Source organism: Glutamicibacter sp. NPDC090743 (assembly GCF_044769125.1).
GTDB lineage: Bacteria > Actinomycetota > Actinomycetes > Actinomycetales > Micrococcaceae > Glutamicibacter.
The window spans coordinates 456693-476331 of record NZ_JBIVXE010000002.1 but is presented as its reverse complement, the minus strand read 5'-3'; the positions used below and the strand labels follow the sequence as shown (position 1 = coordinate 476331).

Below are 19639 nucleotides of genomic sequence, written 5' to 3'. Positions count from 1 at the left end.
CAATCCCCACCTAGCCAAAAATTCTTGAAAGGACATATCGTGCCAGATAACCTGCGCGTCGCCGTCGTTGGAGCCGGGCGCATGGGCGCCGACCACATACAGCGGATCCACCACCGTATTTCCGGAGCCGAAGTCGCGGCCGTTGTCGATATCGACACCGACCGGGTCGCTGCGGCCATCGACGGGATCCCAGGTGCCAAGGGCTACGCCGACCTGTCCGCGGCGCTCGCCGACGGCGAGGTCAACGCGGTACTGCTGGCGACCCCCGGCTTCCTGCACCACGATGCATTGCTGGCGGTGCTCGAGGCAGATATTCCGGTGCTGTGCGAAAAGCCGCTGACCCCCGATGCCGCTTCCTCCTGGGAGATCGTCGAGGCCGAGGCCAAGCTGGGCCGCAAGCGCATCCAAGTGGGCTTCATGCGGCGCTTCGACGCCGAGTACCGGCACCTGCGCCAGCTGATCGAGGACGAGAGCCTGGGTGAATTGCTGGTGCTGCACCACCAGCACCGCAACCCCTCCACCCCGGAGGGCTTCACCAATGAGATGCTGATCAACGACTCGGTGGTCCACGAATTCGACGCCATCCGCTACTTCACCGGTGACGAGATCACCTCGGTGCAGGTGCGCTTGGGCAAAGCCACCCGCAATGCTCCCAACGGCCAGCACGACCCCCAGCACGTGCTGCTGGAAACCTCGACTGGAGTGCTCGCCGACGTGGAGATCTACGTCAACGCGAAGTTCGGCTATGAGGTGGCGACCCAGGCTTCCTTCGAGGAGGGCATCGTGTCCATCGGCAATGACGCTGGACCGTATGTGCGTACCGCCGGGCAGTGGGGCGGCAAGGTCACCCCGGGCTTCGAGGAGCGTTTCGGCGCCGCCTACGATACCGAAATCCAGTCATGGGTGGACGCCGCGCTGCGAGGCGAATTGGGCGGGCCCAGCGCCTGGGACGGCTACGCCACCGCGGCCTGCTGCGAGGCGGGAGTCGAAGCCCAGCGCACCGGCGAAAAGGTGGCAGTCAAGCTGAACAGCAAGCCGGATCTCTACAGCTAAGGGCATCATGAAATACGCACTGGACCCGACCCCGTTCCATTCCACCCATTCGCTGCTCCAGTTCCCGGAACTGGCAGCGGAGCTGGGCTATGACAGCATCCAGCTGACACCGCATGCGGATATGATTCCGTTCTTCACCCACCCCAAGGCCGACGATGACCTGGTCGCGCAGCTCGCGTCCCGCTGCCGGGCTTCCGGGGTGGAGATCGCTTCGGTGCTGCCGGTACTGCGCTGGGCCTCGCCCGATGAGAATTTGCGCCAGGCCGCGGTGCGCTACTGGAAGCGCGCCATCCAGATTGCCGTGGATCTCGGCGTGAACCAGATGAACACTGAATTCTCCGGGCGGCCGGAACGCGCCGAGGAGTCCGAGGCGGCGTTCTACCGCTCCATGGAAGAGCTCGTGCCAATCATTGAGCGCGAGGGCATCAATGTGGCCATTGACCCGCATCCGGATGATTTTGTCGAAGAAGGCCTGGCCGCTTGGCGGGTGATCCGCGGGGTGAACTCGCCGAATCTGTCCTTCGTCTACGTTGCTTCGCATTCCTTCCACATGAAGGACAAGCCGCTGGATATCATGAAGGCAGTGGGAGAGCGGCTGCGCGTGGTGCACGTGGCGGACACCATGAACCATCATGCCTCGCACGGGTTGCGCTACATCACCAACCCGCCGGGCAATGCGGTGCGCGTGCACCAGCATCTGAAGCTTGGCGATGGCGACGTGAACTGGGACGAATTCTTCTCCGGCCTCGTGGCCAACGGATTTGCCGACCGCCAGGACAGCGTGATGGTCTCCAGCGTTTTTGCTGAGAATGAGAACGCCGTGGCAGTCGCCAAATACCAGCTAGAGCAGATGCGCAGCCGCGTTGACGCTGCCCGTGCCGTGCACGCTTAGCCAAACCGGCATCCCGAGCCGAACTGCAACATGACGAAAGCCGAACCCGCAAGGGTTCGGCTTTCGTCATCCTGCCCGGGGGCCTCCTGCGCAGAAGGCGGATCCAGCAAGAGCCGCAAAATGCCGTGATGATCTGTGGGCATGGTCCCGGGAAGTGGCGGATCGGGAGGCTGCGGCAGTCCAAAAAGCAGTATCTACCAGGACAAAATGTCCAAGAATGCTTGCCCAGAAAACACTGATGACGTATTGTCCTTACATAAGGGCTGTGAAGCCCATCACTTTCAATTATCGACGGGGCCGGAATAATGCTCAATGGCCCCCGCGGCACCGAGTGGAGGAAGCCGGATCGCAGTTGATCCGATGGATGGCCGCAGGCCAGCCACGCTTCCACCCGGGCAATCCAAAGGAGTCCCCATGTCCAGTGCGCAGAGTGCTTCTGCAGAGTCGAGTCTGCCGCCCCTTAGTCCGGGCCCCCATGCAAAACGTCTCGGTTTAATCTCCATCGTTGCCTGTTTCGGCGGTCTGCTTTTCGGCTATGACACAGGTGTTGCCAACGGTGCTGAAGGCCCGATGGCCGCCGAGCTGGGCCTGAATCTCCTGCAGATTGGCGTGGTGATCAGCTCGCTGGTCTTCGCCGCCGCAATTGGCGCACTGGTCGGTGGGCAGATCGCTGACGTGTGGGGCCGGCGGAAAACCATCATCATGCTGGCAGTCCTCTTCTTCGCGGGAAGCCTGCTGGTTGTCTTTTCGCCTGCTGGACCGGAACTGGGAACGTTCTCGCCCTTTGGCTACAGCGTGCTGATTGCCGGACGCATCATGCTCGGATTGGCCGTCGGCGGCGCATCTACGGTCGTACCGGTATACCTGGCCGAACTGGCACCGTATGAAATTCGCGGCTCGATCACCGGCCGCAATGAGTTGGCCATCGTCACGGGCCAGCTGGCCGCCTTCGTCATGAACGCGATCATTGGAACCGTTCTGGGCGGGACCGTGGATGGCATCTGGCGTATCATGTTCGCGATTTGCGCCTTGCCGGCGTTGGCGTTGTTCTTCGGCATGCTGCGCATGCCTGAATCCCCTCGCTGGCTCGTGGAAAAGCGCCGCTATGCCGAGGCGTTGCGGGTGCTCAAGACCGTGCGCTCGCCTGAACGCGCACTGGCCGAAGTCCACGAGATCGAGATTGTCGCCGACGAGGAAAAGCTGGCTAACAAGCCGGTGGGCATCAAAGCGGTGCTGAAGAACAAATGGCTGATGCGCATCATCGGCATCGGCATCGGCGTTTCAATGACTCAGCAGCTCACGGGCATCAACTCGATCATGTACTACGGCACGCGCGTGCTGGAAGAATCCGGGATGTCAGAGCAGCAGGCAGTACTGGCGAATATCGCCTTTGGCGTGGTTGCTGTCATTGGCGGAATTATCGCCCTGCGCAACATGGACCGCATGGACCGCCGCAAGACGTTCCTGATTGGCCTGTCGCTGACCACCACCTGCCACCTGCTGGTGGCTATCGCGGGCATGCTGCTGCCAGTTGGCAGCCCGATCCGGCCAGTGGTGATCCTGATCCTGGTGGTTGCCTTCGTGATGTCCATGCAGACATTCCTGAACGTGGCCGTCTGGGTATGGCTGGCTGAAATCTTCCCGCTGCATATGCGCGGACTGGGCATTGGCATCTCGGTGTTCTTCGGCTGGACGACCAACGGCGTGCTGGCACTGTTCTTCCCATCGCTGGTCTCCGGGATCGGGATTACCGGGTCCTTCTTCATCTTCGCTGGCATCGGTGTGCTGGCACTGTTCTTCGTAGCCACGCAGGTGCCTGAAACCCGTGGACGCTCGCTGGAAGCGCTGGAAGAGGACGTTTCCACCGGAGCGATCTACCACGTCAAGCCTGCGGTCAACGCCTGAATCCCGGCGCATCCCTGAGCTGGCGAGCCCAGCCCCGCCACATGGCAAGGGGCTGGGCTCGCTGCTATGCCCGGGGCCTTGCCGTGCTGCCTCGCACCACCAGCTGCGGGGCATGGGTGCTGGAAGCGCCCGGGGCGTTCAGGGCCGCGTGCATGGCGGCTTGGGCCAGTGCCGCGACGTCTTGCCGAACGCTGGTCAGATCGGCGTGCGCCAGCCTGGCGAATACACTGTCGTCATAGCCGACTAGGCAGATCTGTTCGGGAACATGCAGGCCGGCAAGGTCGATTGCTTGGCGGGCGCCGAGTGCCGCACGGTCATTGAAGGCCAGTACCGCTGTGGCGCGTTCGGCTGGGGCAGTTGCTGCCAGGTATTCGCGCAGGACCGTGAAAGCGGTGGCGTCATCGGGGCCAGCTGGGAGCACTTGGCCGTGCGCGTTGGCGCGGGCGGCGGATTCGGCAAAGGCATCGCGCCGCTGTTGCGCCGCGATGGCAGATCCGCCATCCAGATGCAGCAGCCGGGTGTGGCCGAGCTGGGCCACATGGCTGACGGCTTGTTCAACGCCGGCAGCCTCGTTGGTAATGACGGAGGGGATGCCGTCAATCGTGCGCAGCAGGCTGATTATGGGAAGCTGCTTGGAGGCGTGGACCAGTTGAGCCGGCGGAAGTTCCGGGAACAGGCCGATCACCGCTTCGACTCCCGCATCGATCAGCGTATTGAGCACTCGGCGTTCATCGCGGTGCTTGCCGGTAGCGCCCAGGATGATCTCGAAGCCGTTCTGGTCTGCCTGCTCGTACAGGGCATCGGCCAACTCCGCATGCAACGGTTCTCCCAGCGCCAGGGCCAGCCCGATGGTCCGGCTGCGGCTGCTGCGCAGAGACCGCGCGCGCGAATCCGGGCGGTAACCCAACTCCGCGGCCGCCTGCTTGACTCGGGACCGGGACTCCTCGCTGGCACCCTCGGCACCGCGCATGACAATCGAGGCCAGCGCTACCGAGACCCCTGAGGCGCGGGCGACGTCGGCCAGTGTGGGGCGTTTTGCAGGGGGTGTCGGCATGGGCGGAACTTTCTTCTAGAACGTTATAGACAGTTGCTATCCAGTGTGCCATGATTTTCCTGAACACTAAATCTAGAACGTTCTAGGAGAGACCTCATGGCTTACCAGACCCTGCCAGAAACTTCAGTAAAGCCGCTGCGCCTGGCCGTTATCGGTACCGGGTGGATCGGCGCATTCCACGCCCGCACCGTGGCGCAGCATCTGCCAGATGCGCAATTGCATGTCATAGCGGACCCGGCGCCGGGCCGGGCCGCTGAACTGGCCGCTGAGCTGGGTTGCCCGAACTACACCGAGGACATTGCCGACGTGCTGGCCGACGACAGCGTGGATGCCGTGGTTATCGGGGCGCCTTCGAGCTTCCATGCCGGCTTGATCGCCCAAGCCGCCGCAGCAGGAAAGCACATCTTCTGCGAAAAGCCGGCAGCGCACGCGTTGTCGGACTTGGATGCCGCGCTTGACGCCGTGGAGGCTTCCGGGGTGCTGCTGCAGATCGGTTTCAACCGGCGCTTCTCCCGGGACTTCGCCGTTGTGGCGGAACAGGTGCATTCCGGAGTTATCGGCACCCCGCAACTGCTGCGCTCGCTGACCCGGGATCCAGAAGTGGCCGGCGGCCTGCCCAACGCGGCAAAGATCCGTTCCCACGTCATTTTCACTGAAACCCTGATCCACGATTTTGACACCCTGAACTGGTTGAACCCGGGAGCCGAAGCAGTGGAAGTCCACGTCATGTCCGATGCGCTGGTGGCCCCTGAGCACCGGGGCTCCGGTTTGCTGGATACCGCCGTGGTGAGCCTGCGCTACTCCAATGGGGCAATCGCCGTGGCCGAGGCGAACTTCTCGGCCAGCTACGGCTATGACGTGCGCGGAGAAGTCTTCGGTTCAAAGGGCATGGTGCAGGCAGGCAATCCGGTGCAGCTGGCCGCGGCCAGCTTCGACAGCCAGGGAGCGCATGCGCCAACCGAACGGTTGAACATCGAGCTATTCGCCCAGGCCTACCGCGAGCAGCTCTCGGTCTTCGCCCGCAAGATCCGGGGCTTGCGCGAGGATACGGCTGATGCGGCCCTGGCGGTCCCCACCGGCGCCGACGCCCGCGCAGCCCTGCGCATCGCACTGGCGGCCTTGGAATCCGCAGAATCCGGGCTGCCGGTCAAGTTGGAATCCGCCACCCGCCTTGCGGTGAACCCATGAACGGGCAACTGGCGGTCTGTGCCGAAATGGTCTTCCTGGACCTTCCGCTGATCGAGCGGGTGAAGCGCCTGGACGAGGCCGGCTTTGAAATAGAACTCTGGGATATCCGGGGCAAGGACCTGCCGGCATTGGCGGCCACCGGCGCCCGTTTCGGCTCCATGACAGGCTACAGCGCAGGCAGCCTCTGCGATCCGGACAGCGCGGCAGAAGTTGTTCGCACCGCCAAGGAATTGATCCCGGCAACCCAGCAGCTGGGCATCCACCGGCTAGTTGTGCATCCGGCCCAGCTCGTTGACGGGCAGGCGGCCAGCCCGCAATTCCGGGCTACCGGAGCGATGTGGCTCACCGCAGCGCGAACGCTGGAAGCACTGGGCCGCATCGGCGAAGAGCACCAGGTCACCTTCATGCTGGAGAACCTGAACACGATCCTGGATCACCCTGGAATCCCGCTGGGACGCGCCAAGGACACGATGTCCCTGGTCAAGGCCGTCGGGCACCCGAACGTGAAGATGATGCTGGACCTGTACCACGCCCAAATTGGCGAGGGGAACCTCATCGAACTGGTGCGCTCGGCGCTTCCGCACATTGGGGAAATCCAGGTCGCAGACGTACCCGGACGGTGCGAGCCGGGCACCGGGGAGATCAACTATCTGGCCGTCGCCCGTGTGCTGGCCGAGCTGGGTTATTCTGGCCCGATCGGCATGGAGGCCTACGCCAGCGCAGATTCCAAAGGAGCCATCGCGGCCTTTGCCCAGGCGTTTTCACCGCTGTCCAAGCCCGTGGCGCGCTAGCCATCATGCACCGAGCATCGGAATGAGAGTCTAAAGCCCAGTGGCGGCAGCAGGAAAACCTGCTGCCGCCACTTGGCGTGCGTTCCGAGAAGCTACGCGCCAGCGCCGAAAGGCAAGCGCGAATCCATGCTCTGCGAATCCCAAGTCTGGCGGATCCAGCCGTGGTGGGGATCATCGCTGATCAGCCAATCGCGCACCCGCCCCGGGCCGGCCATGACGTTCAGGTAGTAGAGGTCGTATCCCGGCCCGGCCATGGCCGGGCCATGCCAGCCGTAGGGGACCAGGACAACGTCCCCGGTGCGGACTTCGGCATTAACGTCGATGGGGCGTTCATCCGAGGCATAAACGCGCGCGTAGCCGATGGGATCGCTTGCCGCTTCGGCGGGCATGCCCTGGGCTAGCTGCGTCTCGAAGTAATAGATTTCCTCGAGGCTGGTTTCGCCTTCCTTCTCCTGATCATGCTTATGCGGAGGATAGGAAGACCAATTGCCCGCCGGAGTGATGACTTCGCAGACGATGAATCGGTCCGCTTCCAGGGCGGCCGGGGTGCCGAAGTTGTGGACCTGGCGGGAGCAGTTTCCTGCGCCGCGCAGCTCCACAGGGGTCTCTTCTGCCCTGATCATCCGGGTTGGGTAGGACTGCTTGGCCGGGGCTAGTGCCACGGCGACCCGGCCCCCCTTGGCGGAGCTGATGGACAACGCCGTGTTGATGCCGGTGTAGAGGACATCAGCAGGTCCAGCAAAGACTGATTCGCGACCCCTGAGAACGTGTTCGGTTCCTGCCACGGCGACAGTGAATGATTCGCCGCTGAGCGGGACCACGATCCGCTCTTCGCCGCAGGCCTCCAGTTCAACTGTTTGGCCAGGGGCCAGCTCGGCTACCTTGAGACCGGTGTGTGCCCAGCCGTCTATGGAAACGGCTGAGTCATGGGCACCGAGCGAGATGCTCCATTCTCCGTTAGCGGCCGAACCTGCAGGGTAAATCCAATCGGTCATCAGTCGATCCTTTCGACGGCAGGGGACAGGTGCCTAGCGTTGCACCAAGGTCATTTCAAAACTGTAGGCGTCTGCTCGATAAACATGGGAGCCGGTTTCCACGTTGCGCCCAGTGTCATCCACCGCGGTGCGCTGCATGGTCACCAGGGCCGAACCGGCCGCTGCGTCCAAGGTCTTGGCCTGGGCTTCATCTGCAGTCGTGGCCCCGATGCGCTGCTGGGCTAGGCGGAAGTTCACCCCTGCTTCGCGCAGGAGCTCGTAGAGGCCATGGGCCTGCAAGGACTTTTCGTCCAGCTCGACAATGTCGTCGCGAACCCAGTTCTCCATGAGGGCCAGCGGGCTGCCTCCGGCAGAACGCAGCCGAGTGAAGTGGTAGACAGAGACGTCCTTGGGCAGCGAAAGCAGATCCTGGATCTCCGGCGGAGCAGGAATGTGCTCGAAGCTGAGCAGGGTGGTAGAAGGCTTCTTCCCGGCGCGCTCAAGGTCGTCATTCAGGCTGGACAGCTCAAGATGCCGGCGGATCTGGCTGGATACAACCTGCGTTCCCACACCGCGCTTGCGCACCAGCAGGCCGGACTGGACTAGGTCATCCATGGCCTTGCGAATGGTGGGCCGTGAAAGCCGCAGCCGCTGGGCCAGCTCGATTTCATTTTCCAGTCGAGTGCCCGAGGCCAGCGAACCGTCGCGGATCGCGCCTTCGATGCCTTGCGCTACCTGGTGGTAAAGGGGAATGGGCGAAGATCGGTCGATCTTGATGCTCAGTGGTGTGCTCACAGTTGCTCCTTGCCGGCGACTTTGTCATGATATGTCGCTTTGACAGGACAAACTATATATGAAAGTTCATGATTTGGGCATCCTTTGGCTGGAAATCCATTCATTCCAAAGCATTCTCCACGCAAGTTGGCGATCCCAGCGGCGTTGCCAACCGCGGGGTTTGAGTTCGAAATAAGGTTCGACATGGGGAATTGGACAACAGGTTGGATTGTCCAATTGTCCTGATAAGAAATTCGGCAGATTCCATTGCCCGAGGATTCGAGTGGCACATATGGTTTTTTGGAACGGTCCAAGACTTGAGGCGAGCCGCGGCGGCCACAGGGAATTACGGCGTTAAACGCCGCAGGCAGGAGAAAATCATGAATGAACAGCGCAGCATCGGCGTGGGGCTGATCTCGGTGGGTTGGATGGGCAAGCTGCACGCTCGCGCCTACAGTTCGGTGCCCTATGCTTATCCAGAGCTGGGCATCAAGCCAAGACTGGTCATAGCCGCGGACACCGAGCAGTCGCGAGTCGACTTCGCGATCTCAACACTGGGCTTCGAGCGCGGAACACTGGACTACCACCAGGTGCTAGCCGATCCCGAGGTGGATGTCGTCTCGATTTGCGCTCCGAATTTCCTGCACGCCGACATGGCGATCGCCGCAGCAGAGGCCGGCAAGCACTTCTGGATCGAAAAGCCCGCCGGCCGAAGCCTGGCCGAAACGCAGGCTATCGAGCAAGCCGCCATCCGCAATGGCGTGGTCACCTCGGTCGGGTTCAACTACCGGCATGCGCCAGCTATCGCACGCGCCCGCCAGCTGGTGCAAGAAGGCCGGCTGGGATCCATCACGAATGTCCGCGCCAGCTTCCTTGCCGGATATGCGGCAGACCCCCGGGCCGCTCTGTCGTGGCGCTGCAACCGGGAGCTGGCCGGCAGCGGGGTGCTTGCTGACCTGTTCAGCCATGCAGCTGATCTATGCAGCCATGTTGTTGGCCCCATCCAGGGCATTTCCGCATCCACCAATGTCATGATCCCGTCCCGGCCGAAACTATCCATGGGCCAGGGCACGCACTTCGACCTGATCGAAGGCGGTGAGCAAGGTGAAGTCGAGAATGAGGATTACGCCGCAGCGTTGGTGCGTTTCAGCCCAGAAGGCGTGGCGGACCGCGCGATCGGAACTATCGAGGCATCCCGGGTGGCTGTGGGACCGCAGTGCGGTTACCGGCTGGAAATCTACGGCACGGAAGGTTCGGTCAAGTGGGATTTTGAACGCATGAATGAACTGGAAGTCGTGCTCGGTCGAGACAACGAAGAACAGGGATTCACGACGGTGATCGGCTCGCCAAAGCATGGCGAATACTCCCGGTTCCAGCCAGGCCCAGGGAACGCGATGGGCTTTGACGACCTCAAGACCATCGAGGCCAAGAAGTTCCTGCTGGCTGTCGCCGGTGGCGAGAAAACGAACTCCACCATCGCCGATGCGGTGGCGGCAGCCGCAGTGGTCGAAGCGGCCGAAGCATCTGCCGCAAGCGGCACGTGGCAGGCGCTGGATGAGCCGGTGCGCGCTGCGAGTGTGCAATACTGACCGCCATGCCTGACTCGTCGCGCCGCCGCCCCACGATCCGGGACGTCGCCAAGCATGCCGGGGTCTCAAAATCCTTGGTCTCCCTGGTGCTCTCGGATCCTAGCAAGGTCAGTTCGATGCGGCGTTCGCTGGTCGAGGACTCCATCCGCGAGTTGGGCTATCAGCTCAACCTGGCAGCGCGCTCGCTTTCGGCCGCGAACCGGCATGCCATTGGCGTCGTCTTGGGGGAACTGCATAATCCCTGGGTTCTGAGCGTCGCGGAAGTGGTTCGCGAACAGTTGCAAGCAGCAGGGCTTGACGTGCTGTTCAGTGCGGCCGCGATTCATGACGGGCAGGGCGTTGGGCCCGCGGAATTGCAGACCTTGCGCGATTTGCGGGTCAGTGGAATTCTCGTCGTTGGATCAGCCGATGACGCCGTCAGTTTCGAAGCCGCCTTGGGTGAGACTCCCGCGGTATTTGTTGGCGGGGGGCGCCAGGCCCAATCAAGCGCTGGCGCGGTTTCGGTTGATGATGAGCAGGGCTTCGGCATGGTGATTGACCACTTGGTCGATTGCGGAAATGCGTGGATTACCCATATAGCCGGTGGCGCTGGTCCGGTTTCTGCGATGCGCGAAGCTGCCTATCATCGGGCGATGCTGCGCCATGGCTTGCGCCAGCATGTACAGGTGGTGGAAGCCGGGCCAACGATTCAGGCCGGGCATGAAGCCGTAGCGCGGTTGCTGGCCTCGGGGGCACGGCCTGAATCGCTGGCTTGTTTCAATGATCTTTCCGCCATTGGGGCGCTGCAGGCTCTGGATGAGGCTGGCGTGTCTGCGGCGGTGACTGGCTACGACAATATTTCCCTATCGTCGCTGGGAAGAATTTCGCTGACCAGCATCGGCTCGGATTTGGAAGATCTCGGTCGCAGCAGCGTGCGGCTGCTGCTCCAATTGATGCGGAATCCGGAAGGAAAATTTGCACGTCAGTTGATGATTCCACCGCGGCTTATCGTGCGCTCCTCGTCGCAGCTGCACCGTTGAATCCTGTGAAAGCGGCGTTTCGCCGTGCTTGTCGAGGTCGGCAAATTACTCGTCTTCACATCCTTATGTCTTAACAAAGTCTTGACGGATCGCTTTTCGTCACGCACACTTTAGGCATCTTGTGATTCAAGTCACGGAACATCTTGTTAAGGCGGCCCGCCCCAGGGGACAATCGGGGTGCGCCGGGGATTCCTGAAGGGGAAACGAATATGGGAAAGCCAATTTGGCGCAAACTCGCAATCACGCTCGCCATCATTCCAGCATTGGGGCTGGCGGCTTGCTCGTCCACTGGCGGGCGTGCACCGGAACCGGAAAGCAATGCCGGTGGCGGTGCGGTGGCGGCTACTGACCGCATCAAAATCGCGGTCATCACCCACGCGGCTCCAGGAGATACCTTCTGGGACATTCTTAGAAAGGGCGCCGAAGAAGCTTCGGCCAAGGACAACGTAGAACTCCAGTATCTGAGTGATCCTGATGGCGGACGCCAGTCCCAGCTGATCGAGCAGGCTATTGACCAGGGCGTCGACGGCATCGCCGTGACCCTGGCCAAGCCCGACGCCATGGCTGGAGCGCTAGGCAAGGCTGCCGATGCCGGGATCCCCATTGTCAGCTTGAATGCCGGTGAAGCCCGATTCAAGGATCTCGGAGCATTTGCCCACTTCGGTTCCAATGAGCAGCTTGCAGGCCAGGCCGCTGGCGAAAAGCTGAAGGAGGCGGGAATCAAGAAGCCGATATGCGTCATCCAGGAACAGGGGCACGTTGGGCTTGAAGCACGTTGCGCCGGCGTGAAGAAAATCGTCCCAGACACCGAAATACTCTACGTGCAGGGCACCGACATGACCCAGGTTGAATCAACGGCAACCGCAAAGCTCCAAGCCGATAAGCAAGCCGACGCGATCATCGGCCTAGGCGCACCCATCACGATGACACTGCTCAAGGCAAAAGCCACGGCAAAGTCCGAGGTCGAGGTAGCTTCCTTCGACATGAACTCGCAGTTGGTTGAAGAAATCACCAAGGGCAATGTGATGTTCACCGTTGACCAGCAGCCTTGGTTGCAGGGCTACATGGCAGTTGATGCGCTGTGGCAGAACAACCGTGGCGGCTTCACCATTGGCGGTGGACAGGCGACGTTGACCGGCCCGGCTGTTGTAGACAAAGCCGTCGCTGAGCAAATTACCAGTTTCGCCCAAGAAGGCGTCCGCTAGCCACATCCCCTCGGCGCGCGCCTGATCTGCCGGTAGCGGCGATCCGGCGCGCAGCCTGGACACGGAGGAAATCCCATGTCATCTATAACAGCTTCACCCTCTCAAAAGAGAAAATCTCCGGCTCTGGACGAGCGCGTCGGCAAGAAAAGCGCATTGTCTATCCTTCTGGGCCGTCCGGAGATCGGTGCTCTCGTGGGCGCCATCGCCCTCTTCGTATTCTTCGCCGTCGTCGCTCCGGTCTTCCTGGCTCCCGCATCCTTGGCCACCGTCCTCTATGGGGCTTCGACCATCGGCATCATGGCCGTTGGCGTGTCACTGCTGATGATCGGTGGCGAGTTCGACCTATCCACCGGTGTGGCCGTCATTTCTTCGGCGCTCAGTGCATCGATGATCTCCTGGTACTTCGGTCTCAACGTCTGGGTCGGCATTGCCTTGGCCCTGGTCGTCTCGCTGCTGATCGGTTTCATCAACGGAATCATCCTGATCAAGACCAAGCTGCCATCCTTCATCGTGACGCTGGCCAGTTTCTTGATGCTCACCGGCCTGAATCTGGGCCTGACGCGAGCCATTGGCGGCTCGGTGTCCTCTCCATCTATTGCGGATATTGAAGGATTCCAGAGCGCAAAGGCGGTCTTTGCCTCTTCAGTCAATATCGCCGGGATCGACGTCAAGATCACCGTGTTCATCTGGATCACCATGGTGATCATCGCTTCCTGGATCTTGCTCCGAACCAAGATCGGGAACTGGATCTTCGCCGTAGGCGGGGATGAGAAGGCCGCTCGCGCCGTCGGCGTTCCAGTGGTCCGCACCAAGATCGGACTCTTCATGGCCGTTGGATTCTGCGGCTGGGTGCTGGGCATGCACAACCTCTTCGCCTTTGACTCGGTGCAGTCCGGCGAAGGCATCGGCAATGAATTCCTCTACATCATTGCCGCGGTCATCGGCGGCTGCCTGCTCACCGGCGGTTACGGTTCAGCCATTGGCGGCGCTATAGGGGCGTTCATTTTCGGCATGGCGAACAAGGGCATCGTGTACGCGGAATGGAATCCGGACTGGTTCAAGTTCTTCCTTGGCCTGATGCTGCTCTTGGCTACGGTGGTCAACATCGTGGTGAAAAAGCGTGCGGAATCCAGCAAGTAGGAAGCCAAGGACAAAAATCATGAAGACTCGCAAGAATAAGAAGACCGAAGACCTGCTCGAGAAGCTCGAGCCCAAGATCAGCGACAACCTGCTGACCCTCAAGGGAGTTGGCAAGCACTACGGAAGCATCATCGCCCTGCGCGGTGTCGACATGGTGGTGGATCCGGGCAAGGTCACCTGCGTTCTCGGGGATAACGGCGCCGGCAAGTCCACGCTGATCAAGATCATCGCCGGCTTGCACCAGCACGATGAAGGAGAGTTCAGTTTGCATGGCTCGGCCATCAAGCTCAAGAGTCCCCGCGTCGCACTGGATGCCGGCATCGCCGCGGTGTACCAGGACCTGGCGGTCGTTCCTTTGATGCCGATCTGGCGCAACTTCTTCCTCGGCTCGGAACTGACCACCGGGGTTGGGCCGTTCAAGAAGCTTGATGTGCAGAAAATGAAGGACATCACCAAGCAGGAGCTCTCCGACATGGGCATTGATCTGCGTGACGTCGAGCAGCCGATCGGCCAGCTGTCCGGCGGTGAACGCCAGTGCGTAGCCATCGCTCGCGCGGTATATTTCGGAGCCAAGGTCCTGATCCTCGATGAGCCCACCGCCGCCTTGGGCGTCAAGCAGTCCGGCGTGGTGCTGCGCTACATCCTCCAGGCGCGCGACCGCGGGTTGGGTGTCATCTTCATTACGCACAACCCGCATCACGCGTATCCGGTAGGGGACTCGTTCCTGTTGCTGAAACGCGGCCGCTCCATCGGGTACTACTCGAAGTCGGAAATCACCGTCGAAGAGCTGACCGCCCAGATGGCCGGTGGCGCTGAACTCGCTGAACTGGCTCATGAGCTTGAACAGCTTGGTGGACATGATGAAGAGCTGGCAGAGGCAGAGGCGGGCGCGAACTCTCAAGCAACAGCCTGACCCAACCGCAGCTAAGGCCTGGGCTTCTTCGCGATGGTGAAGAAGCCCAGGCCTTAGCTGTCCCAGTGCTTAGAGCGAGTAGTCAATCATTTCACTATGGCCAGTAGCGATGGAACGCACCGCGGCCTGGGCGATGGCCTGGGATTTGAGCCCCTCACGCAACGTGACAGGTACTTCCCGGTCTTCGTCCAGTGCCTGAACGAAGGCTCCCAAGCTGGCGGCATAGGTTGGCTGGACCCTGTCGAACCAGTTGCCGTGCAGCCCGTGGGATTGCGCGTGCTGCCCCTGGAACAGGCTGACGTGCCCCGAGGGTTGCCGTTCAGATGCGGCCATGGCTTCAGACCCCAGCGCTTCGATGCGTTCGTCATAGCCGTAATTCGTATGGCGCACACAATCTATTTGGGCCATCGCTCCACTAGGGAACTGCAGCGAACTGATCGAAGTGTCCACATCGCCAAATTCCGCAATCTCCGGGGCGGACAGGGCCGAGCCGAAGGCGTGCACCTGCAGGGGATCCTGGCCTGATATCCAGCGTGCCAAATCATAGAAGTGCACGGCCTGATCGCGGAACTGGCCGCCAGAATTTTTCAGGTAATCCAGTGGTGGCAATGCTGGGCCACGCGAAGTCAACTGGAGCAAAGCCAGATCGCCGATTCGCCCGGAGTGCACGAGCTCCTTGAGCTCTGCGTGAGCGCGATCGAAGCGCCGGTTGAAATTGACCATGGCCTTGATTCCTGAACGTTCAACGTAGGCTACCGTCGCCTTTGCCGTTTCCAAGTCGAGGTCGATTGGCTTTTCGACGAGAGCCGCCAGGCGCGCATCGGCTGCAAGGCGGAGGTTCTGGGCGTGGGAATCCGTTGATGACGCGATGAACACTGCGTCCAAGCCGTCATTGCCGAAAATCTGGTCGAGCGTTGCTGCTGCCTTGGCGCCATGTCGCGAGGCCAGAGCAGCAGCTCGCTGAGGGTCAATGTCGTAGACCAGTTTAAAGTCGATCTCCGGGTGTGCGGCCAAGTTGTGTGCATGCACCGAGCCGATGAAGCCGGCGCCGATCAGGGCGAATCTTTGCATTGAAGGCACCTCGTGAAGTTGGTTGAAGTCAGGAGACCATGATGTCCAGAAGATTGCGCATGGTGCTGGCAACCTTGTGGAAGTCGTGCTCATTGGCGCGGTCAGAGAACATCTCGGAAACCCACCAGCCGTCATAGCCGGTGGACTTGATCGCGTCCACCCACTGCTGCAATGGGATGGCGCCACCGCCGATGACGACATTGCGGTGCACGTCCTGGGCCGGAACCTCATGGCGCCGATCCAGATCCAACCCGTCGGAAATATGGGCCGCCTTGATCAGTTCCTTGGGCAACGCGGCCACTTCTTCCAAGGTGTCCCCGACGGTCCAGAAATGCCAGGTGTCCAAGGCGATGCCGACGTTCTCGCGACCGCAACGCTCAATAATTTCCAGGGCTTGTCGACACCGATTGATATTCGACCAAGCCAGCGGTTCCAAGTAGATCTCCAGCCCGTGCTCTGCGGCGATCCCGGCGGCAGCAGATACATTATCGGCGGCAATGGCCATGGCCTCCGGTTCCGAGAGGCCGAGTGTCCCGCGGTAGCGATCATCAGATGCTGCGAGTTTTCCGGACTTGAAATCCTTGACCACATTCCAGTCCACTGGCCCGGTGCACATTTGCAGGATCGGTGCGCCGACCACTGTGGCGATTTCGGCCATCCGCCTGACTTCCCGGAGCATGTCATCCCGTGCGGTGCCTTGGCGTTCAAGGTCAAGGACTGCGCCGATTCCTGTCACTTCAAGGCCCGTGAGCATTTCTGGAAGCGTGTGCACAGAAAAGCCGGCATCAAGATAGCGATAGAGTTTCGGGCTTTGCAGCTCGATGCCGCCGAATCCGGCCGACCGTGCCGTTGCAATGTCGGTGGCAACATTCCCGTAGAAACTTGTTGTGACATTCATGGACAGTTTTGCCATTGGTCCTCCTTGGCGTGTGGAATGCATGCGTGGAAACGAAATGTACAGTTGTCAGTACAAAGGTGCTTCCAAGATCATATGCCCACTGCTCCCCGGAAAGTAATACGCCCGGGCATATTCTCCATGAGTTTTTTCCGAGCCGCCGCTAGGCTGGTCTGCGAGTGCAGGATACGTCTGTTCATCACCGGTTTCTCAATGGTTCAAGGCGAAAGTGCGTTATATACCTTCAAGGGAATACAGTAATCCGGCTCGCTGATTGACTGGATATTCGCCCGCGACAGTGGCTGTTTCGAAGGTGTTTGCAATAATGACCGTTGTGAACATTGCTCAGCCCGGTGAAGGGCGCCCAGGAAACCGGCCCCCGTCGATGGCGGATGTGGCGGCCCTGGCCGGGGTGTCCCATCAGACGGTTTCCCGCGTGCTCAACGATCATCCAAACGTCAGGGCGGGAACCCGCGATCAGGTGCTGGATGCCATCCGGCAGCTGGGTTATCGCCGCAACCGAGCCGCGCGTGCACTGGCCACATCGCATTCGAGCACTATCGGCATTCTGACGATCGGCAGCGAATTCTTCGGACCGCAATCCACCGTGCTGGCCATCGAGGCCGCTGCCCGTGCGCAGGGATATTTCGTGACCGTTACCGCACTGGATCGCTATGACGCGCACAGCGCGAGCGAAGCCCTCAGCCACCTGGTGGACCAGGGCGTTGATGGCGTGGTGATGGTTGCGCCCTTCGAAAAGGTGATCGATGCCCTGGATGATGCTGCCCTGACGATTCCAGTGGTGGTCGTGGCCGCTCGCACCGAGGTTCCCGACGCGGATCCGGCGCATTACGTGTACATCGACCAGCGTGAAGGCGCGCGCTTGGCCACTGGTCATCTTCTGGCCCTGGGGCACCGCAAGATCGTCCACGTGTCCGGGCCGACCGGCTGGTTCGACGCCACCGAACGGCAGATCGGCTGGCGGGAAAAAATGCTGGAAGCCAAGGCACCGATTGTTGAGGTGCCAGCTGAATCCTGGCAGGCCCAGAGCGGCTATGAGGCAGGCCAGCGTCTGGTTGACCCGATACGCGCCGGAGAAGTTACGGCAGTATTCGCAGCGAATGATTACCTTGCCACCGGTGTTCTGCGTGCTTTCTGGGAAGCCGGGCTGGAAGTGCCCAATGACGTTTCGGTTATTGGTTTCGACGACCTGCAAATCTCCAATTTCCTGATTCCTTCCCTGACCACGGTTCGCCAGCCTTTCCACGATGTCGGCCATGCTGCGCTGATGGAATTGCTGGAAGGCGCCACGGCTGACAGGGTCCCGAAAGTGATTGCGCCAACGCTGGTCATCCGGGCGAGTACCGCACCGCCCAACTCCCGCTAGCCAAGCGCTTCATTCCCCGAGTCCGGGATCCGGTATTGCGGATCACAAATTGTTAGCGCTAACATTGGATCGAGGTTTTGTTCTGCCGGCGCATTTTTCGCGAGTGGAGCAGGAAACGATGGCTATGGCGCTGCTCACCGAGCTGTGCGAACGGAGATTTCATGGCAACACAGCTCAACGGGCCAACCGCCCGCGAGATCATCAGCAACGGCGAAGCCGTGCTGGGCATCGAGTTCGGTTCAACGAATATCAAAGCCAGCCTGATCGGCCCCGGCCACCAGCAGCTTGCCAGCGGCAGCCACGCCTGGGAGAACCAGTACGAAAACAGGAACTGGACCTACTCCCGCGAAGCCATCGTCGCCGGCCTGCAGGACTGCATGGCCCAGGTGCTGGCAGATGCCCAAGAGCGCCACGGAGTACGCCCAACGCAGCTGGGAGCCGTTGGAATCTCCGCGATGATGCATGGCTACCTCGCCTTCGACGCCGACCGGGAACTGCTGGTTCCCTTCCGCACCTGGCGCAACACCTCCACGGCTGAAGCGGCCGCGATGCTCAGCGAGGAACTGGACTTCAATATCCCGCAGCGCTGGTCCGTAGCGCACTACTTCCAAGCGCTGCTCAACGGCGAAGAGCACGTGTCGAAAGTTTCCCGCCTGAACACGCTGGCCGGATTCGTGCATGAGCTTCTCACCGGAAATTTTGTGCTTGGCGTGGGCGATGCCGCGGGAATGTTCCCCATCGATTCAGCCACCGGCAGCTACGATGCACGGATGCTTTCCGCCTTTGACGCGGTGGCTGCCCAGCATGGCGCGACCGCAGGACTTTCCTCAATGCTGCCAGCGGCACTGCCCGCCGGTGCAGATGCCGGCACGCTAAGCGAAGCCGGGGCCTTGCTCCTGGACCCCACCGGCCAGCTCCAGCCTGGCAGCCCGCTGTGCCCACCGGAAGGAGACGCCGGAACCGGCATGGTGGCCACCAATTCGGTAGCCCAGCGCACCGGCAACATCTCCGCCGGAACCTCCATTTTCGCGATGGTGGTCCTCGACGCGCCGCTGAAGGAAGTGCACCACGAAATCGACGTGGTCACCACGCCCGATGGGCATCCGGTAGCCATGGTCCACTGCAATAACGGCGCCAGCGAATTTGCCGCCTGGGCCCAGGTCTTCGGGCAGTTCGCCCGGGCGCTGGGCAGCGACGCCGACGACAACGCGGTCTTCGAAACCCTGCTGCGTTCGGCCCTTCAGGGTGCTGCCGATGGTGCGGGGCTCCTGGCCTACAACAATCTTTCCGGCGAACCGGTAGCGGGTCTTGCCGAAGGCCGCCCAGCCATCCTGCGCACCCCGGACTCCACGCTGAACCTGCCCAACTTCGTGCGCGTTCAGGTGTACGCCATGTTCGCCACGCTGAGCCTCGGACTGCGCGTGCTGGCCGCCGAAGGCGTCGAGGTCAAGCAGATGTTTGCCCATGGCGGCATCTTCCGCACCGCCGGGGTGGCCCAACGGCTGCTGGCCGCTGCGATCAACACTCCCGTCCTTGTCGGGGACAGCGCCGGACACGGAGGTGCATGGGGCATCGCCGTCCTGGCAGCGTACCGGCGCCGAGTCCTCGATGGCCTGCAGCAGTCCCTGCCTGAATTCCTGGATTCCGAAGTCTTCGCCGGTGCCGCTTTGAGCCTCGCGGAGCCGCAGGCCGATGACCGTGCCGGCTTCGAGGCCTACCTGGAAACCTATGAAGCCGGCCTGGCCATTCAGCGCACCGCCATTACCGCCATCTAGGCATCGCACACAGT

General features: G+C 61.5%; 17 protein-coding genes. 12 read left to right on the top strand and 5 right to left on the bottom strand.

All coding sequences use genetic code 11. The annotated features are described in order from the left end of the window. Positions 1 to 39 precede the first annotated feature (39 nt). The 3 genes from ACIQTS_RS05625 (at position 40) to ACIQTS_RS05615 (ending at position 3850) form a co-directional block, all read left to right on the top strand. The gene (locus ACIQTS_RS05625; RefSeq protein WP_402471959.1) at positions 40 to 1053 is read left to right on the top strand and encodes a Gfo/Idh/MocA family protein; all 1014 of its coding nucleotides are present in this window, start codon (positions 40 to 42) and stop codon (positions 1051 to 1053) included. Between the two features lie 7 nt (positions 1054 to 1060). Next, complete coding sequence (locus tag ACIQTS_RS05620; protein WP_402471957.1) at positions 1061 to 1945, top strand: sugar phosphate isomerase/epimerase family protein; 885 nt, start codon at positions 1061 to 1063, stop codon at positions 1943 to 1945. A gap of 414 nt (positions 1946 to 2359) precedes the next feature. Next, positions 2360 to 3850, top strand: a complete 1491-nt coding sequence (locus tag ACIQTS_RS05615) for a sugar porter family MFS transporter (protein ID WP_402471954.1) — start codon at positions 2360 to 2362, stop codon at positions 3848 to 3850. Positions 3851 to 3914: 64 nt separating this feature from the next. Here ACIQTS_RS05615 and ACIQTS_RS05610 read toward each other — a convergent pair whose 3' ends face one another. Beyond that, entirely contained in the window at positions 3915 to 4904 is a 990-nt protein-coding gene (locus ACIQTS_RS05610; RefSeq protein ID WP_402471952.1) for a LacI family DNA-binding transcriptional regulator, read from the bottom strand. A 96-nt stretch (positions 4905 to 5000) separates the two neighbouring features. Here ACIQTS_RS05610 and ACIQTS_RS05605 point away from each other — a divergent pair, with 96 nt between their 5' ends. Both ACIQTS_RS05605 and ACIQTS_RS05600 read left to right on the top strand, forming a co-directional pair. Then, entirely contained in the window at positions 5001 to 6092 is a 1092-nt protein-coding gene (locus ACIQTS_RS05605; protein WP_402471949.1) for a Gfo/Idh/MocA family oxidoreductase, read from the top strand. Next, positions 6089 to 6883 (top strand): TIM barrel protein, encoded by a 795-nt coding sequence (locus tag ACIQTS_RS05600; protein ID WP_402471946.1) that lies wholly within the window; start codon positions 6089 to 6091, stop codon positions 6881 to 6883. The genes ACIQTS_RS05605 and ACIQTS_RS05600 overlap by 4 nt, the downstream gene beginning before the upstream one ends. A gap of 92 nt (positions 6884 to 6975) precedes the next feature. Here ACIQTS_RS05600 and iolB read toward each other — a convergent pair whose 3' ends face one another. Beyond that, on the bottom strand, positions 6976 to 7878 hold the full coding sequence (gene iolB, locus ACIQTS_RS05595) for a 5-deoxy-glucuronate isomerase (protein WP_402471944.1): 903 nt from the start codon (positions 7876 to 7878) through the stop codon (positions 6976 to 6978). A gap of 33 nt (positions 7879 to 7911) precedes the next feature. Next, positions 7912 to 8652, bottom strand: coding sequence for a GntR family transcriptional regulator (locus ACIQTS_RS05590; RefSeq protein WP_332486354.1), 741 nt, complete (start codon positions 8650 to 8652; stop codon positions 7912 to 7914). 359 nt (positions 8653 to 9011) lie between these two features. On the opposite strand from ACIQTS_RS05590, the gene ACIQTS_RS05585 reads away from it, so the two are divergent. From ACIQTS_RS05585 to ACIQTS_RS05565, 5 genes are all read left to right on the top strand, one after another. Then, the gene (locus tag ACIQTS_RS05585) at positions 9012 to 10220 is read left to right on the top strand and encodes a Gfo/Idh/MocA family protein (protein WP_402471941.1); all 1209 of its coding nucleotides are present in this window, start codon (positions 9012 to 9014) and stop codon (positions 10218 to 10220) included. Between the two features lie 5 nt (positions 10221 to 10225). Then, positions 10226 to 11239 carry a LacI family DNA-binding transcriptional regulator gene (locus ACIQTS_RS05580; RefSeq protein ID WP_402471938.1) on the top strand — a complete coding sequence of 338 codons (1014 nt, stop codon included), beginning with the start codon at positions 10226 to 10228 and terminating at the stop codon, positions 11237 to 11239. Between the two features lie 209 nt (positions 11240 to 11448). Further along, on the top strand, positions 11449 to 12444 hold the full coding sequence (locus ACIQTS_RS05575) for a substrate-binding domain-containing protein (protein ID WP_105662246.1): 996 nt from the start codon (positions 11449 to 11451) through the stop codon (positions 12442 to 12444). Positions 12445 to 12519: 75 nt separating this feature from the next. Beyond that, entirely contained in the window at positions 12520 to 13584 is a 1065-nt protein-coding gene (locus ACIQTS_RS05570) for an ABC transporter permease (protein WP_402471935.1), read from the top strand. A 19-nt stretch (positions 13585 to 13603) separates the two neighbouring features. Continuing rightward, the gene (locus ACIQTS_RS05565) at positions 13604 to 14497 is read left to right on the top strand and encodes an ATP-binding cassette domain-containing protein (protein WP_105656532.1); all 894 of its coding nucleotides are present in this window, start codon (positions 13604 to 13606) and stop codon (positions 14495 to 14497) included. Between the two features lie 69 nt (positions 14498 to 14566). Here ACIQTS_RS05565 and ACIQTS_RS05560 read toward each other — a convergent pair whose 3' ends face one another. Both ACIQTS_RS05560 and ACIQTS_RS05555 read right to left on the bottom strand, forming a co-directional pair. Beyond that, positions 14567 to 15568 (bottom strand): Gfo/Idh/MocA family oxidoreductase, encoded by a 1002-nt coding sequence (locus ACIQTS_RS05560; RefSeq protein WP_105656531.1) that lies wholly within the window; start codon positions 15566 to 15568, stop codon positions 14567 to 14569. A 28-nt stretch (positions 15569 to 15596) separates the two neighbouring features. Then, positions 15597 to 16481, bottom strand: a complete 885-nt coding sequence (locus ACIQTS_RS05555) for a sugar phosphate isomerase/epimerase (RefSeq protein WP_105662249.1) — start codon at positions 16479 to 16481, stop codon at positions 15597 to 15599. A gap of 307 nt (positions 16482 to 16788) precedes the next feature. Between ACIQTS_RS05555 and ACIQTS_RS05550 the strand changes: the two genes are divergently transcribed. Together ACIQTS_RS05550 and ACIQTS_RS05545 are read left to right on the top strand one after the other, a co-directional pair. Continuing rightward, positions 16789 to 17850, top strand: coding sequence for a substrate-binding domain-containing protein (locus ACIQTS_RS05550; RefSeq protein WP_402471931.1), 1062 nt, complete (start codon positions 16789 to 16791; stop codon positions 17848 to 17850). Positions 17851 to 18011: 161 nt separating this feature from the next. Then, positions 18012 to 19625: a xylulokinase gene (locus tag ACIQTS_RS05545; RefSeq protein ID WP_402471929.1), complete on the top strand. Its 1614-nt coding sequence runs from the start codon at positions 18012 to 18014 to the stop codon at positions 19623 to 19625. The last annotated feature ends 14 nt before the right edge of the window (positions 19626 to 19639 follow it).